We start from the raw sequence: 18650 nt of genomic DNA, 5'->3' as shown, positions 1-18650 counted from the left end.
CGCTTTGTATTCTCCGCTTCCTGATTCGATGTCCGGCTCAGGCAGGGCTTTGCGGTCTACTTTGCCGTTTGCGGTAACCGGAAGCTCGCTCAGCGTCATCCAGAAGGCCGGGATCATGTAGTCCGGCAGGGTTTCCTTCAGTGCAGATTTCAGCGCTTCTATGTCAGCTGTTTCCGGTGTGACATACGCCGCGATCGCTGTATTGCCGCCTTTATCCTTGACGGCTGTCACCGCCGCATCCTGCACCTCAGAAAGCTGGGCGAGCTGGACTTCGATTTCTGACAGCTCGATCCGGTAGCCGCGGACTTTGACCTGCTGGTCGATTCGGCCGATGTATTCGATGCCGCCGTTCACCCATTTCACCAAATCGCCGGTGCGGTACATGCGTTCACCCGGCACAAACGGATCAGCGACAAACCGCTTCGCGGTTTCGTCTTCCTGGTTCAGATAGCCGCGCGCCAATCCGCGCCCCGCCACGCAAAGCTCTCCGGCTACACCTTCCGGCTGAACCTGCTGGCCCTCGCCGAGAATGTACACTCTCGTATTGGCGATCGCCTGCCCAATGGAAAGCGAGCCTTCCTCCGGATTGATTTCTGTGCTTGTGGCAACGACCGTGTTTTCTGTCGGCCCGTAGTTGTTGATGAGTTTGTACGGCTTTTTCACGGCGCGCTTCAGCTTGTCTCCGCCTGTCAAGAGAACACGGAGTGATGTGTTCTCAAGCTCCATGAACTGTTCTGCCAGCTGCGTCGGCAGGAACGTGATCGTCACGCCGTTTGTTTCGAAATAGTCGTTCAGGCGGACGATATCGAGGCGGATCGCTTCATCAATGACGTGAAGCTCGGCGCCGATGGTCCAGGTCGGGAACATCTCCCAAATGGAGGCGTCGAATCCAAAGCCCGCATACTTCGCACTGCGGTCCTCCGCTGTCATATTAAACGCGTCATGATGCCAGAAGCACAGGTTTACAAGCGCATGGTGCTCAACCATGACACCCTTCGGCTGTCCGGTTGTTCCAGACGTATAAATCATGTACGCCAAGTTCTCCGCAGTTACAGCCGTCTCTGGATTTTCCTCATCGTTTTCATCAAGCGGCAGGCTTAGAATCGTGCGATCCCCGTCGAGAAGAATGACGTCTCCTGAGAAGCTATCCGGCACTGAAATGCCTTCCTGCTTCAAGAGAAGCTTCGCGCCGCTGTCCTGTAAAATATAGTCAATCCGTTGATCCGGATAGTCAGGATCAATCGGCACAAACGCCGCTCCGGCTTTCAAGACGCCGAGCACCGCGGCGGACATTTCAAGTGACGGCTTCGTGAGAACGCCAACGCGGTCATCCGGGCTGATGCCGCAGTCGATCAGAATCCGCGCAAGACGGTTTGCCTTCGCATTCAGCTCGCCGTACGTCCAAGATTGGCCGTTGTATGTGACAGCCGGACGGTCTTTGTGGCGCTGGACAGTCTCTTCGAATAGCTGATGAACCGTTTTGTCTGTCGGCACAGGCAGCGTTTTGCCCTTCCATGCGTCGAGAAGCGCTTGTTTTTCTGTTTCAGTGACGAGTGACAGGCTGGAAAGCGGCTGGTTCGGGTTGCCGGTGACAGCATCTAGAAGCTGCATCCAGTATTGCTTCCATCGTTCAATCGTTTCAGGCTTAAACAGCGCTGTATTGTATTCGAGTACGAACGTAAGCCCTCCGTCGGTTTCGTCAGCTGTCAGCGTGAGGTCAAACTTGGCCGTTTTCCGTTCAAACGGATGCGGCTCAAGCTGAATCCCTCTCATCGTGAGATCCTTGATGTTCGCATTTTGCATTGAGAATACTGCATCAAATAACGGGTTTCTGCTCGTGTCACGCTGAATCTGTACGTTTCCGATCAGGTCCTCAAGCGGGTAATCCTGCGCCTCAAAAGCGCTGAGTGCCGTTTCTTTCACTTCGCTAAGATAGTCAGCAAACGTCTTTTCACCCTTCGGATACGTGCGCAGCGCCAACGTATTGACGAACATTCCGATGACACGGCTGACATCCGCTTGAGATCGTCCGGCTACAGGTGAACCGACGATGATATCGTCTTGCCCGCTCAGTTTTGATAAAAACGCACTGTATGAAGCGAGAAGCACCATGTACAGTGTGGAATCCGTTTCTTTTGCAAGCCTGCGCAGGGCTTCAGCTTTGCCTGCTTCTAATGAAAATGCAATGCGGTCTCCCTCAAATGTTTGAACGGCAGGCCTGCTGTAGTCAGCCGGAAGCGTCAGCACCGGCAGCTCTCCTTCCAGCTCCTTCAGCCAATGCTCCTCTTGCTTCTTGTAAAGCTCAGACTGAATGAACTGCTGCTGCCACACGGCATAATCCTTATATTGAATGCGGAGCGGCTCAAGGGTTTCTCCGTCGTACAGCTTTGAAAGCTCCTCAATCAGCACGCCGACAGACGCACCATCAGAAATAATATGGTGCATATCGAACAGCAGCACATGCTCAGTGTCTGAATGCTTGATCAGACCCACTCTGAAGAGCGGGAGGCGATCGATTTGGAAAGGCTTGATAAACTCAGAAACGATCCGCTCTGTCTCTTCTTCTGCGGCTTCGAAATATGCCATCTCATATTCAGCTTCTTCCCAGATCCGCTGCACCGTTTCTCCATCTTTTATTTCAAATGTGGTTCTAAAGGCTTCATGGCGCTGCATTAACTGCTTCATAACGCTGTTGAGCCTTTCAACATCAAGCTCGCCTGTCAGGCGCAGAACCGCCGGCATGTTATAGCTTGTTTGCGCTCCTTCAAGCTGCTGGAGCACGTACATCCGTTTTTGCGGTGAAGAAACAGGGTACGTATCTTGTTTCTTTGCCGGGCTGATGCTGATGACTGTCCCTTTTTCAGCAGATGTGATCACCTGTGCCAATCCCTCAACCGTCGGTGACTGGAAGAGATCTTTGAGTGACAGCTCAACGCCCAGTTCCTTATGAACCAAGGCAAGCATCTTCATGCCTGCTAATGAGTGTCCGCCAATGTCAAAAAAGTGGTCATAAACGCCGACTTGCTCAGCCTGAAGCACCTGCGCCCAAATATCTGCGACTTTTTGTTCTGTTTCATTGCGAGGCGTAACATATGAAACACCCGTTGAGATGTTGGCATCAGGAATCGGCAGCGCTCTCCGGTCGATTTTTCCGTTCCCGGTCAGCGGCAGCTCGTCCATTTGGATAAACACCGCAGGAACCATGTAGCCCGGCAGATCCTTCGCAGCATGCTCTCTTAACTCTTGAGATGAGATTTCTCCCTCTCCGACATAGTACGCGCAAAGCAGTTTGTCACCCGCTCCTTGATCAACGGCAAGCACAACACTCTCCTGAACACGATCGTGGGTTTGGAGCTGATGCTCGATTTCTCCTAGCTCAATGCGCTGTCCGCGGATTTTCACCTGGTGGTCGATCCGCCCGATAAATTCGATGTCGCCATTCGGCAGCCATCTGGCAAGATCACCTGTTTTATACATGCGTTCGCCGGATATAAATGGATGCGGAACGAATTTCTCATGAGTCAGCTCTGGACGGTTGTAATAGCCCTTTACCAGTCCTTCACCGCTGACGCAAAGCTCCCCGGCAATCCCTGCTGGCTGCACGTGTCCCGCCCGGTCCAAGATGTATACTTCTGTATTGCTGACCGGTTTTCCAATTGGAACAGACAGCGTGTGCTCCTCCAATTCATCAACCGGATGATACGTCGCGAAAACCGTACTTTCAGACGGCCCGTACATGTGAAGAAGCTTGCCCTTTCCGACAACTTGCAAAGCTTTTCTGACATGCTCGACCGAAGCCCGCTCCCCGCCAAACATAATTTTGCGAAGCGTTGACAGGCATGCCGGATTCAAGTCCACAAGCAGATGGAACAAAGCGGTTGTAATCATGAGAATGCTGATATTCTCCCGCTCAATGACGCGAGACAGGCGAGCCATATCCAAAACGGTTTCTTTCGGTATCAGCACAAGCTTGGCACCATTCAGCAAGGACCCAAACATATCAAACATAAACGCGTCAAACACGTAATTGGAAAGTCCAAGAATCGTATCTTGCTCTGTAATCCTGAGATAATTCGCCTCTTTCACCGTGCGCAGAATATTGGCATGTGTCACGATATTTCCCTTTGGTGTTCCTGTCGTTCCTGAAGTATACGTCAGGTTAGCCATTCCCGCAGAATCAAGAGGCAGTGCGAGATTTTGAGCATCAGCATGATAGCTCTCCTCCTCGTCTGCAAGCACGATAATGCCATCAAATTCCGCTTTTTCTGCTAATGCCTTTAATTTCTTCTGAGTGAGAAGCACCTTTGCTCCACTGTCGCGGAAGAAATGCTGCATCCGCTGAATCGGATGTTCCGGATCAATCGGAACATAAGCCGAACCTGATTTTAATACTGCCAAGATCGACACAATCATATCCATTGACCGCTCACATAAGACAGCCGCTGTTCTGCCTTCGCCTGCTCCAAGAGAAAGAATGCTGCGCGCTAAACGATTGGCCCGTTCATTCAGCTCACGATAAGTGAGTGATTCACCTTCATATTGAAGTGCAGTGCGGTCTGGCGTTTTCGCCGCTTGCTCCTCAAACAGCTGAACGATTGTTTTGTCTTTCGGATAGGCTGTTCTTTCCGGGTTAAACTGCTGAATTTGCGAAACTGCCTCCTCTTCAGAAAGAAGTTTATACTCAGCAATCGGCTTCTCAGGCTCAGCCGCTGCATCTTCAAGCAAACGGGCAAAATGCGTAAGCAGCCTGTCTGCCGTGCTTTGTTTAAACAGCTTCGTGCTATAGTCCAAATCAAGCTCAATGCCTTCATCGGTTTCTCTTGCTTGCACCGTCAAATCAAATTTGGCAATTTTGAAATTGGTCTCATGAACGGACAAGGACAGATCACCCACAGACGGAATGCCCTCTGTCGCGTTTTGAAGACTGAACATCGTGTCAAACAGAGGGTGTCTGCTTACATCACGAGGGATATTCAAATCTTCAACAAGCCACTCAAACGGATAGTCCTGATGAGAAAAGGCATCCAGCACCTGTTTGCGGACACGCGAGATCAATTGGGTAAACGTCTCGTCCTGCTTCACTTCGCTGCGAATTGCGAGCGTATTAACGAACATCCCCACAATTCCCTCTGTATCGGAGTGGGTTCTGCCCGCTGACGGCGTTCCGACAATGATGTCATCCTGTCCTGTATACTTTGACAAAAGCGTATAGTACGCAGACAGCATCACCATATACAAAGTGGCGCCGTTTTGTTCAGCCAAACGATTTAGGCGATCCTTTACCCCTTCATCCAGCTTGATTGACACCCGATCCCCTTCAAAGCTTTGAACAGGCGGTCTCGGATAATCTGACAGAAGCTGAAGCACCGGAAGCTCGCCCGCAAAGGCTTCCTTCCAATACGATCGGTCCTTCTGATAGCCTTCAGCAGCCTGTCTGCTTTGCCACACGGCATAATCCTTATACTGAAGACGAAGCTCAGGAAGCTGTTCTCCTTTATATAGCCGTGCTAACTCCTCCAGCATAATGCCGATGGACACACCGTCAGAAATCAAATGGTGCATGTCAAACAGCAGCATATGACGGTTCTCTTCAAGCTCCAGCAAACCGATTCTGAACAGCGGCGCCTTCGCCAAGTCAAATCTCCTGACAAATGATGTCATCACTTCCTCATCGGAGCGGCCGCCTCTTTCAATCATTTCGATTTTGAAATCGACGCTGTCATGAATGTTCTGTCTAGGCGCGCTGTTTGCAAGGATAAATGACGTTCTCAGAGACTCATGGCGGCGGATTAACCCTTGAAATGCGCGCTCCAGCTTTTGAACATCTAAAGGCCCCTCCAAAATCGCTGCCGCCGGCATGTTGTATCCGACTCCCGCATCTTCGAACTGACTGACAATATATGTTCGCTGCTGTGCCAATGAAAGCGGGTAATGCTCCTGTTGTTCAGCAGGTGCAATCGCCGCAAATGCCCCGCTTTCTCTCTGATCGGCTTCCTCTGCAAGAGCCGCAATTGTCGGATGCTCAAATAAATATTGAAGCGGAATCTCAGCGCCTGTTTCCTTATGAATCCGTGTTAAAAGCGTCATAGCCTTCAATGAATGACCGCCCGTTTCAAAGAAATTGTCAAAGATCCCCGCTTTTTCAACGTTGAGCACGTCCTGCCAAATGGCTGCGATTGTTTTTTCTGTCTCATTTCGCGGCGCTGTATAGGCCGTTCCGCTGACCGCTTTCACCTCAAGTGCAAACAGCTTTCGGCGGTCGACTTTGCCGCTTGGTGTAAGCGGAATTTCTGTGATTTCCGTAAAGTAAGCCGGTACCATGTAGTCCGGAAGCTGTCTGGCTGCATGTGCCCGCAGACTGGCCGGCGCAAATTCGCTTCCAGGCTTCTGCACAACATATGCGGAAACCTCAAGATTTCCCTGTTCATCAGGACGTGCCAAAACAACAGCTTTCGCAACGTCCGGCGCCTGCTGAATCACGGCTTCAATTTCCCCGAGCTCAATCCGGTAGCCGCGGACTTTGACCTGGTCATCCTCTCTGCCTAAATATTCGATTGTCCCATCTGGAAGCCAGCGCACCACGTCTCCGGTCCGGTACATGCGATCGCCTGGCACAAACGGATCTTGTAAAAACTTCTCAGCCGTCAATTCAGGCAGATGTAAATAGCCTCGGCCAACACCAGCACCCGCGATATAAAGCTCGCCCGCCACGCCTTCCGGCTGCAGACGGCCTTTTTGATCCAGAATATATAAGCGGTTATTTCCAAGCGCTTTCCCGATCGGCACATACGCTGATTGGACAGCATTTTCCGAGATAACCGGATGAACAGATGCGTCAACACACGTTTCCGTAGGCCCGTACACATTGGTCAAACGCGGTGCGGTGCCCGCTTCTTTAAACAGCTTCAGCAGCTTGTCCGCAACAACAGACGACAGGCCTTCTCCTCCGATCAGCATGTGCTTCAGTTTCAGGCCTTCAAAATCGCCCGCCGCTATCAGCATTTGCAAATGAGCCGGTGTTCCATCCGTCGCCTCAATGCTGTGCCTGCGGTAATACGCGGCAAGGGCAGATCCGTTCGTCACTGTTGCCTTCGGTACGATATAGAGAGTTTGTCCCAAAAGAAGCGACGCGAAAATCTGCTTCACTGACGCATCGAAGTGGAACGGCGCAAGCAATGCCATTCGCAGTGTTTGGCTGGCGCTTTGGTAAATCGTCTGCTGCAAAGACGCAACCAAATGATGAACCTGGCGATGCTCGATCATAACGCCTTTCGGTCGTCCGGTTGTTCCCGATGTGTAAATAATATAGGCAAGATTTGGCGCCTTTACATCAGCCTCCGGCATGTCGTCTGCACCTTCCGCAATCGCCTGATCAAAATAAATCAATTCAGCATCGGCCGCAGGAGCTTCAATCTGCGATTCAGTCAGGATGAAGTCCGCTCCGCAGTCCTCCAAAATATATTGAATGCGCTCCGCCGGAAAAGCGGGATCAATCGGTACATAGGCGCCGCCGGCTTTTAAAATCCCCATGATAGACGTAATCATCCGTTCAGAGCGTTCAAGCAGAACCGCAACAGGACGGTCAGGGCCAACGCCTTTCTGTTTCAGCACATTGGCGATGCGTGCAGATTGCTCATGTAACGTTCGATAGGACAATGTGCGATCTTCAAATACAACCGCTGGATGATCAGAAAGCAGCTCAGCCTGTTCTTGGAACAGCTCCGGAATCGTCATATCCTTACGATAGCTGACTGATTCACCGCCGGCCCTCTCAAGCAGCTTCTCTTTCTCCGCTTCAGAAATCAGCGTTAATTCATCAATGGTATGACCTGGATGCAATAATGCATGTTCCAGCATCGTAATCATGCGTTCACAAACAACTTTGATTTCTTCACGTGAAAATAAATCAGTGCGGTAATCAAAATCAATGGTGAGTTTCCCAGTATCCCATCGATCCTTTACATGGATCGATACATCATTTAATCCGCTTCCGCTGAAAATCGGTTCAGTCAAAAAGGCAAGATTCTCTTCTTTCTGCCACTGCATGACCTGATATTCAAGTGATACCGTAAACAGCTTTGTCAAAGAGCTCTTTGTTTCACGTAAATCGTTGATCAGGAGATTATACGGGTACTTTTGGTGACGAAGTGTTTTCATGAGATCCTTCATCCGGTCTTTGACAAAATCCAAGAACGCCTGTCCGCCGTCAATATTAGTCCGCAGCGGAACCGTTGATACAAACATGCCAAGCATCAGCTTCTCTTTCGCATTTGTCCGGTTGCCCATAAAGGTCCCCGTCACTACGTCATTCTGGCCGCTGACTCTGTATAAATAGGCGGCGAGCACCGATTGAAACACTGAAAGGACACTGACCTTATGTTCCTCACAAAACGATAGAAGCTGCTGATGAAGCGTTTCAGGCACATCTTTAGAAAACCGTTCAGCCTCTAAACTTCCTCCTGCAGAGACATTCCGTTTCAGGGAAACAAGTTCAGGCACCGTTTCGAATTGCTTGTTCCAAAACGCCTTGTCCTTTTCAAACCGTTTCGATTGAGCATAGTCCTGTTCAGATAAAACATGATCGATAAATGAATGCGAAATGCCTTCTTTGGTCTCTGAGCCCCCGGCTAATTCTAAATAAATGTGCATAATCGCATTTCCGAGAATATTCATGGAGATTCCATCAGAAATCACGTGGTGAACATTTGCGTAAAACCACACTTCATTTTCCTTTATGGTGAACAAGGAAAAACGGAACAAGTCACAATCGTACAGCGGCAAAGGTTTTTTCGTTTCCTCCCGGCCCCATTGTGAAATAGACGCTATCGCATTCGGATCTCCAGTGGTGTCAGTATGTTTTATATCAACAGGCCGATACTCGCTAATGTATTGAACAGGCTCGCCGTTTTCATTGAGACGCAAACGAAGACGCATGGCGTCATTTCTGCGGATAAACGCTTGAATCGCTTGCTCCACAAGCTTCCAGTCAACCTTTTCAGTTGAAACCAGCTTACCAATCCCCGCAAGATTTGAAATACTTGTATCAGGATAAAATTTTTCTGTATACCAAATTCGTTTTTGTGCATCCGTTAAAGGATAAAAAGTTATTTCCATATTGTCGTACCTCCCCTAATCTTCAATAACCAGTGAACAAGTGCAGCATATTTTCCCTTTCTTATCCATATAAGCTTTTAATCCTTATGAACTAACAGCCGAAAAAGCCCAAAGTACTATGCGTAAAAAGCAATGCATCCAAACAAAAAAACGGAATGCCGCTGTCAAAATGAACGCCATCAACCATCATTGCGGGGGTTAACACAAGCAAATAAAGACCGCAAGATCTCTCATCCAATCACGATACAATTTTGGCTAATTATTCATTGTTTTCAATATTTTTTACCTTACTACCGTTCACTTTAAATGAAAAAAATGTTTTTATCACCGAAAAATGGGTGAAAAGTTTCATGCGGCATACCGAAAGATTCCAGTTTATTTACAGGGATATTTTTGCGGGATACCGCAACAATTTCCACTAAACATTATTTACAGAAAAATAAAAATTTTTAAAATAACTCTTTCCGTTTCATCCCTTTGAATAGTTGAAAGCTATTTACAATCTTTACATCACATATGTTTACCGCGCAAAAACCGAAAAACAGCAAAAAAAAAGACACCCTTAGCCAAGAGCGCCTTACAACGATTCCTTTATGACATTTTTATCGATATCAATCAGTTCCATATAGCCTTTCCCCCACTCATACATGGCATCAAGAATAGGCATCAGGCTCTCACCTTGCGGGGTCAAGGAGTATTCAACCTTCGGCGGGACAACCGGATACACTTCCCTGTGAACAATCATATCCTGCTCAAGCTCTCTCAGCTGATTCACAAGGATCTTCTGCGTAATATCAGGAATTAAAGCTTTTAATTCATTAAAACGTTTTGTGCCTTCTTTTCCTAAATGCCACAAAATGAGCATTTTCCATTTACCGCCAATCACCGCAAGCGTTAATTCCTTCTCACAATTAAACCTTTTGTCGTCCATCCGGCTCAAATGTAATCCCCCTTAGTATATTTTTTGTATGTTAGATACGTATCATCACTTACTTACTTTTTTGCAGACTCCTTTTATTATACTCACTCCTAAAACCAAGCGAAAGAAATCTGATTGCCTCTTTTCACAGTATCCTCCAGGTGACTAGTTGACTTCAAAGTGCCTACTTCTCATCAACAGAGGGAACCTATAGAATGAAAAATAATTCGAAAAAGGGAGTGGATCAACAATGGAATTACAGCTGGCATTAGACCTCGTCAACATTCCGGAGGCCATCGAGCTCGTCAAAGAAGTAGAACAATACATCGACGTGGTTGAGATTGGAACACCAGTCGTCATTAATGAAGGCCTAAGAGCCGTTAAAGAAATAAAAGAAGCATTTCCGCAATTGAAGGTTCTTGCAGACTTGAAAATCATGGATGCCGGAGGCTATGAAATCATGAAAGCGTCGGAAGCAGGGGCTGACATCATCACCGTTTTAGGCGCTACAGACAACGCAACCATTAAAGGCGCAGTAGAAGAAGCCAAAAAACAAAAGAAGAAAATCTTAGTGGACATGATTAACGTGAAAGATATTGAATCAAGAGCGAAAGAAATTGACGCACTCGGTGTTGACTACATCTGTGTTCATACTGGCTATGATCTTCAAGCAGAGGGCAAAAACTCTTTCGAAGAATTAACGACAATCAAAAATACCGTAAAAAACGCAAAAACCGCAATTGCGGGCGGGATCAAACTTGATACACTGCCAGAAGTGATCAAACAAAAGCCTGACCTTGTCATTGTTGGGGGCGGAATTACAAGCGCATCCGATAAAGCGGAAACAGCTTCAAAAATGAAACAGCTCATTACCCAAGGATAACGTTATGAAAACGACTGAATACGTAACGGAAATTCTCAATGAGTTACACCGTTCAGCGGCTGATATTCCTGATGAAGAAGCTGATCAGCTTGCCGATCACATTCTTTCATCGAATCAAATTTTCACTGCAGGCGCGGGCCGGTCTGGATTGATGGCAAACTCCTTCGCGATGAGATTGAGGCACATGGGCTTCAACGCTCATATAGCTGGTGAGATTCTCACTCCGCCGCTCCGTGAAGGCGATCTCGTCATTATCGGCTCAGGATCAGGCGAGACAAAGAGCTTGATCCATACAGCATCAAAAGCAAAAAGCTTACACGGGGTTGTTGCCGCTTTAACAATCAACCCGGATTCAAGCATCGGAAAACAAGCGGATCTCATTGTCAAAATGCCCGGTACCCCTAAAGACCGGTCGAACGGAAGCTATAAAACCATTCAGCCAATGGGTTCATTATTTGAGCAAACTTTGCTGCTGTTCTATGATGCACTGATTTTAAAACTCATGGAGAAACAAGGACTCGATTCTGAAGCCATGTTCACTCATCACGCAAATCTTGAATAACGTCACACAACCGGCCTGGAGATCAGGCCGGTTTTCATTTTCTCCAAAATAAAGCTTTAAGCCCAAAAACCCGATAAGTAATATGACCTACAAATCATAAGAAGGAGGAATTAAGTTGAGAAAACAACTAAAGCTTAAGCTAGGAACAAAAATTCTTTGCCTGGTTTTCGTAATTATTCTTTTGTTTTCAATAGCAGTCGGCACTGTGATGCTTAAAGAAATTACTGAAAGCATGAAACAAATGGCAACGGAAAAAGCGAAAGGAGATCTCGCTTTAAGCAGCGTTTATATTGACGATGTCGTTTCTGGGGAATGGCAGGTAAAAAACAATAAACTATTCAAAGGCCAGACACAAATCAATGGAGATGAAGATATTGTTGATCTGCTTGGCGAAAAAACAGGTGATACGGTTACCATTTTCCAAGGAGATACCCGTGTTGCAACCAATGTCATGAAGAACGGCGATAGGGCAGTTGGCACCCGGGCTTCTTCTGAAGTTACTGACGCTGTTTTAAAGGAGGGAAAACGATTCTATGGACAAGCAGACGTGGCAGGCTCCTCTTATCAGACGGCTTACATGCCTTTAAAAGATCAAAACGGGAACATCATCGGCATGCTGTATACCGGAGCCAATCAAAGCATTTTGGCATCGCTCACCAAGTCACTCTTCATTCAATTTGCTATCGTTCTTGCTATCGTTGTTATTGTATCAGTCATCCTTGTTCTGCTTTTCACCAGAAGAATCAATAAACGGCTAAACGCTTTAAAATATGCCTTTGAGAGTGCCGGAAACGGAGATATGACAATAGAGGTATCAGATAAATCCGGTGACGAATTATCAGAACTCAGCGTTTATTACAATAAGATGAGAATGAAACTGAACAATACCATCCAAACGGTACAGCAATCAGCCCTTCAGCTTGCATCAGCCTCCCAGCAGCTCTCAGCAGGAGCAGAGGAAACAAATCAAGCTTCAGAAAAGATCACAGAAGCTGTACAGCAGATTGCAAATGGAGCCCAGCATCAGATGACTAGAATTGAAAGCAGTGAAAGCTCACTGAAACAAGCTTCAGCAGACATACGGGATATTTCTTCAAACACAGCTGCTATCGCTGACAAAGGGCAGCTTGCGCAATCAAAAGCTGACATTGGGCAAAAGGAAATTGCAAATGTGCAGGCACAAATGGATGCGATACACCATTCGATTCAGAAAAGCGGAGAAATTATACAGCATCTGGACGGCCGCTCTAAACAAATTGAACAATTTTTATCTGTCATCACCCAAATTGCCGATCAGACAAACCTGCTTGCCCTGAATGCAGCGATTGAAGCTGCAAGAGCAGGTGAACATGGCAAAGGCTTTGCTGTTGTTGCCGATGAAGTACGTAAATTAGCGGAAGAGTCACAACAGTCTGCAGGCCAAATTTCAACTTTAATTACAGAGATACAAAATGATATGAATCAATCTGCAAGATCTGTTGAGCATGTAAAATCTGAGGCTGCAGAAGGTGTCACCATGATTCACCGCACGAGAGATGCATTTAAGGAAATTGCAGCCGCAACAAATGAAATCAGCGTTGAGATCAGGGATTTATCAGCATCTGTATCAAACATTTCAGCAAGTGCCCATCAAATAAACGATTCCTTTGCAGCCAATACCGCTGACATAAAGGAATCTACTGAAAATACCCGGCAGGCGGCAGCATTAACAGAAGAGCAATTCGCTGCGATGGAAGAGATTACTGCCGCTTCTGAAACGCTATCTCAATTAGCTGAGGAGCTTACCGGTATCATAAGCCAATTTAAAATGATTGATCAACCTGAAAACGGCTGATGACTGACTATCATTATTGTAAATTGCAGCGGCATTTTACTGAAAGTAAATATTTCGACCTGCTAACATCACGATTTTTGCAATAAACTGAGGGTAAAACAAAAAATTTTAATCTTTACACCAAACGCTTTCTGGATTACTCTTGGGTCAGTTTTAAAGTTGCTAATAGCGGGAGGTGAACATCACGATGGACATCATAAAAACGATACTTCTCGTCATCGCCGTCATAGCAGCTGCAGCTGTCGGCCTGATAAAGGGAGACTTTTTCTCAGCTGATCAAAAAACGTCTCAAACGAAAGGATATGACGAAACCATCGCCTTCCCTTCTGACCGTTATCCCGAAACGGCCAAACATATTAAGGATGCGATAAATGAGGGGCACTCAGATGTGTGCACCATCGACAGAGACGGAGCTGAGGAACGCCGCGAACAGTCTTTAAAAGACGTACCGCCCAAAAAGGGGTATGACAGAGATGAATGGCCAATGGCCATGTGCAAAGAAGGCGGGGAGGGAGCTTCTGTAGAATATATTTCTCCTGCTGATAACCGCGGTGCAGGCTCTTGGGTCGGACATCAGCTTACCGATTATCCTGACGGCACAAAGGTTTTATTCGCAATTCAGTAAACAGTTAAAAGAGGAGGAACAGCACATTGATTAAGTCATGGAAGCCGCAAGAACTGTCGATTTCATATCATCAATTTACTGTATTTCAAAAGGATTCTGCACCTCCTGTCATGGATTGGACTGACGAAGCGATTGAAAAGGGATATGTTGCGGCAGACGGAGCCATTTCCTTTGAAGCACAGAGAAATACAAAGGCCTTTATTCTTTTGCGCCTTAATAGTTCAGATACTGTAAACTCCTACGAAAAAAAAGTGACTGTTCCTTTTCATGTCACAGAAAACGGAATTGAAATTGAAAGCATCATGTCTAAAAGGCTGTCCTTTGATCTTCCTAAAGGAAACTATCAATTGACATGCTGGACTGTGCCGGCTGAGATGTCAGATTTGCACGCCGACACTTATATTATTGATGCTGTTTCTGTGCAATGAAAAAGCCCTGAGAGAATAACTCTCAGGGACTCTTTATAAACTTTCTCCGTTTGTCTTGATGACATCTTGATACCAATAAAAGCTTTTTTTCTTCAAGCGTTTTAAATCGGATGTGCTTTCTTCATCACGATTGACATATACAAATCCGTATCTTTTTTGGTAGCCGTTCAGCCAGCTTAACAGATCAGTAAACGACCAGCTGCAATAGCCGATTAAATCGACACCGTCACTGATGGCTTGTCTGCATTGCTCAAGATGCGAACGCAAATAATCAATTCGATAATCATCCTGTACAGTGCCGTCCTCAACTTTATCAAATTCACCCAAACCGTTCTCTGTTATAAACACTGGAAGCTGATAGCGGCTTGTAATTCGGCGAAGACCGATACGCAGCCCAATTGGGTCAATTGTCCAATCCCAGTTGCTCGTTGTCAGATGCGGATTTTTTTTCGTTTTGAACACTCCGGGTATCCCCGTCTCCTGATTGGTTCCTTTTTGGCCTGTCGTATTCATTTTCCCTTCTGACACACCGTCAAGCGGATTTCGTTCATAGGTGATCGTTTGATAATAATTCACACCTACAAAATCAGGCTTACCTTTGGCAAGCAGCTCCATATCTCCTGCTTCGATTGTCGGCGCCCATCCCTGTTTTTCCAAGTAGCGGAATGGAATTTGCGGGTAGGTTCCCCAGCAATACATGTCAAGCCACCAATTGTTCGTAAATTCTTCGGCGTTTTCAAATGCCAGTATATCCTCTGGATGGCTTGATAAAGGGTAAGCCGGAGAATAAGCAAAGCTAGGACCTATTTTGCCTTCAGGCACATATTCTCTAAATGATTCGATGGCTTTTGCATTAGCCAGAAACGCAATATGGTTTGCTTCGTAAAATCGTTTTCTGTCTTTCACTCCAGGCGGATGCATGGCTGTAATAAATCCGTGATTAAAATTGTAGTTCTGTTCGTTTAACGTAACCCAATATTTCACCCTGTCTCCAAAACGTTTATAAAGAGTAATACAGTAGTGATTAAAATCCTCTATGATGTTTCTGGATTCAAACCCGCCGTATTCGTCCATAAGCGCTTGAGGCAAATCCCAGTGATATAAAGTCAGAACCGGCTCGATGTGATGAGAAAGCAATTCATCAATCAGTCTATCGTAAAACGCTAGACCTGCTTCATTGATCTCTCCTTTTCCTTTTGGAAAAACCCGTGGCCAGCTGACGGAAAATCGATACGCTTTTAACCCCATCTCAGCCATCAGAGCGACATCTTCTTTAAATCGGTGATAATGGTCAACCGCAATGTCGCCATTGGTTCCTTTAAACGTTTTGCCCGGTATTTTCGTAAACACATCCCAAACAGAAGGGCCTTTGCCATCTTCATTCCAAGCGCCTTCAATCTGGTACGCTGCAGAAGCAGAGCCCCACAAAAAATGTTTCGGAAAAGATTCTGGATGCTGGTGGATCATAATGTTTATCACTCCTGAAATATTTGATAAACCTATCATAGGTTATGAAACGCGTTTCAGATCAACTCGATGTTAGTCGCGGAACAGCTCAGCTAATATTTTTTCTCTTTGTCCAAGAAAATATCGTGTTAATTGAACATGCTCTGTATTCTCATATTCAATATGATGTATTCTTCCACCATCAAAGCTTAAAATATTAGCATTGGGATAGCCCAGTAGGATTGGGGAGTGAGTCGCTATGATCATCTGTACATTTCCGCCCTTCACCAAATCATGTATAACTCTCAAAAAAGCTAATTGTCTAGCTGGAGAAAGTGCTGCTTCTGGCTCATCTAAAAGGTAAATCGCTTTCTCTTTAAAACGATGACGGAATAGAGACATAAAGGACTCTCCATGTGATTGATTGTGTAGCGGCCTCCCTCCATAGGAACGGTATGGCTGAGGAGCATCTAGTTCCATCTCATCCAGATGAAGAGAAAGATGATAAAACGATTCAGCCCTTAAGAAGAAGCCATTTGTTACCTTTGGAAGCCAAGATAAACGTATATAATCTCCTAAATGGGAATCTGACTCCCGTAATTCATAGACATTATTTCGGCTTCCGCCCGCTGTATTGAATTCACACTTATCTGCTATCGCTTCAAGCAAAGTAGATTTTCCAGATCCATTTTCCCCCACAAAAAAAGTCACTTGGCTAGTAAATAAGATGTCATTTAATTGACTTATAGCCGGGATAGTAAAAGGAAATCTGTCAAAGTCCAAAATCTTATCTCGAAGAAGAGTAACCTTTTTTAAAAACATAGCATCTCCTTTCTATACTCAGTTAAATAATATATTGAGAAAGATCTTCTGCATCCATAAAAACATAGCCCATCCTAGTATTCCAACACATAATGCAAACCAAAACGGCACATGAATTTTCAGCAAAAAAGCCAAAATAGCTAGTAAACAAACTGTAGCTGGGATTCCTGTAAGCACACCAGATGCAAATTGACTTAATTGAGCTGTTTTTTCACCTTGTACTTGCATCCAAAAAAGGCTTAATAAACTGACCAAGGGCAAAGCAGCAATGATGCCGCCATAGGTCGGATGTCTTTTTGATATTTCAGTAACAAAACCGATAATCAACGCAGAGATGATTACTTTACTTAAAACTGCCATTGTTTAGCTTCCCTACTTAAAAGTTCAAATGCCTGTTCAAGTAATTTCTTTTCTGATGTGCTCATTCGTTCAATTATTTCTTTTAATTTCTCTTTATCTAGCTGTGTATGCTGTTCAAGAACAGATCTTCCTTCTTGTGTTAAGAAAACTAAAACTTTTCGTTCATCCTGTTGACTTCGCCGTTTAGCTATAAATCCCTTTTGAATCAAACGTTTAGTATGCTCTGACGCTGTATTGTGAGAGACAGACAAGTATTCAGCCAAAGCTCCTATTGTCGCCTCACCTTGCTTTTCAATATGCTGCATAATCCGTATTGCCTGGTGAGAAATATTATCTTTATGTTGATAATGTAATAAATAATAAATATCTGTCCACTGCTGATTAAGTTTAGAGATTAAATCCATTTCCATCATTATACACCCCATTTATATCTTATTATAAGATATAATCAACAAAAGCGATATATTTTTCGGAAAATTCATTCAGTAACTTTTAACAATAAAAAAGCACCCAATTCCCATTGGATGCTTACCATTTTAATGCCTTTTTTCAAATTTATGTGCATGAGGGTGAGGCTTTGGAACAAAGCCGTTTTGTTTCATCATTTCAAAGTGTTTGTCCATGTGATTTTTGATGTGTTCGCCTCTTTCTTTAGGCAGGACACCGTACTGTACATACTTTGAGATCACGTCTTTGCGCTTTTTTAGTATGTCTGCTTCCAGCTGTTCAATTTCTTTCTTTTGCTGATCTGTCAGTGTAACATTTGCGGGAGGCTGCTGCTGTTTTTCAGCGGCTTCAGCTGTGCCGGTGAGCGAAATGACAGCCGCGGCTATGAACATTGTGATGATATTGATTTTTATTCGTCTCATCCAATTTATTCCTCCAATCCTATTTTTCATATGTTTTGCTGCCTTGCATTTTTTATGCATACAAAATAAAAAGAGCGAACCATTATTCGCTCTTTCTGATCTGTTCGTCATTATCAAGTTCTTCTTCACCCGGTGACGCGTAAGTGACATACGTTCCGGCGATTAAATCATGCAGGGTCCGTTTGTCTTCTCGCACGGCGATGAGAATCAGGCTGGCGATCAAGCCAAGTCCGAAGGTTATACCGTAAACCAGGCCGGCTACAATAACCCGTAAAAACATTGTTAACAGGCTGACTTGTGATCCGTCTTTTTTTTACAATTCTGATTCCGCAGATTCTTTTTCCGATAAGGTAGCCGCGCCAGAATACCGGCAGCAAAATAGAGTACAGCAGCACGATCAGACTGATGAACATGCTGTCGTTCGGATCTTTTCCTGTAATTAGCCAATAGATCAGCAAAAGAGGCACCGAGACAATAATGTAATCCAGCAATGCAGCTCCCAGTCTGATCCAGAATCCGGCTGGTTTGTAAATATTCATTTGACTCCCCCATTATGGTTTCAATATAGCTTTGATGTTTCCAGCTTCTTTCTTATCGAATATATCATATGCCTTATGGACTTCAGCAAGACTTAATTTATGCGGAAGATTGAGTTCATGCTTTTTTCACCCATTTATACAGTATTGCTATCACATGAATGACGGTTGCCCGATCCATTGTGATATAACAGCCTAATTTCGGGGTCTTATACACCCTTCACTTCAACATGCTATCCCTGGGCAACTCCT

Annotated in this window: 12 protein-coding genes and 1 pseudogene; 5 read left to right on the top strand and 8 right to left on the bottom strand. The window is 45.5% G+C overall.

Annotation, left to right across the window (positions count from 1 at the left end; translation table 11 throughout):
- Together srfAA and hxlR are read right to left on the bottom strand one after the other, a co-directional pair.
- Positions 1 to 9114, bottom strand: a 9114-nt coding sequence (srfAA, locus tag MOB98_RS04740; RefSeq protein ID WP_268367188.1) for a surfactin non-ribosomal peptide synthetase SrfAA, incomplete at its 3' end; no start/stop codon positions are given.
- Between the two features lie 577 nt (positions 9115 to 9691).
- Positions 9692 to 10054: a transcriptional activator HxlR gene (gene hxlR, locus MOB98_RS04735; RefSeq protein WP_003241118.1), complete on the bottom strand. Its 363-nt coding sequence runs from the start codon at positions 10052 to 10054 to the stop codon at positions 9692 to 9694.
- 229 nt (positions 10055 to 10283) lie between these two features.
- Here hxlR and hxlA point away from each other — a divergent pair, with 229 nt between their 5' ends.
- The 5 genes from hxlA (at position 10284) to nin (ending at position 14365) form a co-directional block, all read left to right on the top strand.
- On the top strand, positions 10284 to 10916 hold the full coding sequence (hxlA, locus tag MOB98_RS04730; RefSeq protein ID WP_268357987.1) for a 3-hexulose-6-phosphate synthase: 633 nt from the start codon (positions 10284 to 10286) through the stop codon (positions 10914 to 10916).
- Positions 10917 to 10920: 4 nt separating this feature from the next.
- Complete coding sequence (gene hxlB / locus MOB98_RS04725) at positions 10921 to 11478, top strand: 6-phospho-3-hexuloisomerase (RefSeq protein WP_268357985.1); 558 nt, start codon at positions 10921 to 10923, stop codon at positions 11476 to 11478.
- Between the two features lie 115 nt (positions 11479 to 11593).
- On the top strand, positions 11594 to 13312 hold the full coding sequence (gene tlpC / locus MOB98_RS04720) for a methyl-accepting chemotaxis protein TlpC (protein ID WP_268367189.1): 1719 nt from the start codon (positions 11594 to 11596) through the stop codon (positions 13310 to 13312).
- Positions 13313 to 13487: 175 nt separating this feature from the next.
- On the top strand, positions 13488 to 13937 hold the full coding sequence (nucA, locus tag MOB98_RS04715; RefSeq protein ID WP_268357982.1) for a DNA-entry nuclease: 450 nt from the start codon (positions 13488 to 13490) through the stop codon (positions 13935 to 13937).
- 26 nt (positions 13938 to 13963) lie between these two features.
- Complete coding sequence (nin, locus tag MOB98_RS04710; RefSeq protein WP_268357981.1) at positions 13964 to 14365, top strand: DNA-entry nuclease inhibitor; 402 nt, start codon at positions 13964 to 13966, stop codon at positions 14363 to 14365.
- Between the two features lie 33 nt (positions 14366 to 14398).
- Here nin and bglC read toward each other — a convergent pair whose 3' ends face one another.
- The 6 genes and pseudogenes from bglC to MOB98_RS04680 all read right to left on the bottom strand — a co-directional run bounded on the left by bglC (position 14399) and on the right by MOB98_RS04680 (position 18401).
- On the bottom strand, positions 14399 to 15832 hold the full coding sequence (gene bglC, locus MOB98_RS04705; RefSeq protein ID WP_268357980.1) for a 6-phospho-beta-glucosidase: 1434 nt from the start codon (positions 15830 to 15832) through the stop codon (positions 14399 to 14401).
- A 72-nt stretch (positions 15833 to 15904) separates the two neighbouring features.
- A complete protein-coding gene (locus MOB98_RS04700; RefSeq protein ID WP_021481826.1) occupies positions 15905 to 16633 on the bottom strand; it encodes an AAA family ATPase in 729 nt (242 codons plus the stop codon).
- An 18-nt stretch (positions 16634 to 16651) separates the two neighbouring features.
- Complete coding sequence (locus tag MOB98_RS04695; RefSeq protein WP_268357979.1) at positions 16652 to 16993, bottom strand: DUF3147 family protein; 342 nt, start codon at positions 16991 to 16993, stop codon at positions 16652 to 16654.
- A complete protein-coding gene (locus MOB98_RS04690; protein ID WP_170939093.1) occupies positions 16981 to 17403 on the bottom strand; it encodes a MarR family winged helix-turn-helix transcriptional regulator in 423 nt (140 codons plus the stop codon). The genes MOB98_RS04695 and MOB98_RS04690 overlap by 13 nt, the downstream gene beginning before the upstream one ends.
- Before the next feature lie 126 nt (positions 17404 to 17529).
- On the bottom strand, positions 17530 to 17862 hold the full coding sequence (locus MOB98_RS04685) for a YckD family protein (protein WP_268357977.1): 333 nt from the start codon (positions 17860 to 17862) through the stop codon (positions 17530 to 17532).
- A gap of 82 nt (positions 17863 to 17944) precedes the next feature.
- Positions 17945 to 18401, bottom strand: a pseudogene (locus MOB98_RS04680) (RDD family protein).
- Positions 18402 to 18650: the final 249 nt, after the last annotated feature.

It is taken from the genome of Bacillus sp. N13C7 (assembly GCF_026790065.1).
Taxonomy (GTDB): domain Bacteria; phylum Bacillota; class Bacilli; order Bacillales; family Bacillaceae; genus Bacillus.
Note: the sequence above shows the minus strand (reverse complement) of the source record. Positions and strands in the feature narration are given on the sequence as shown.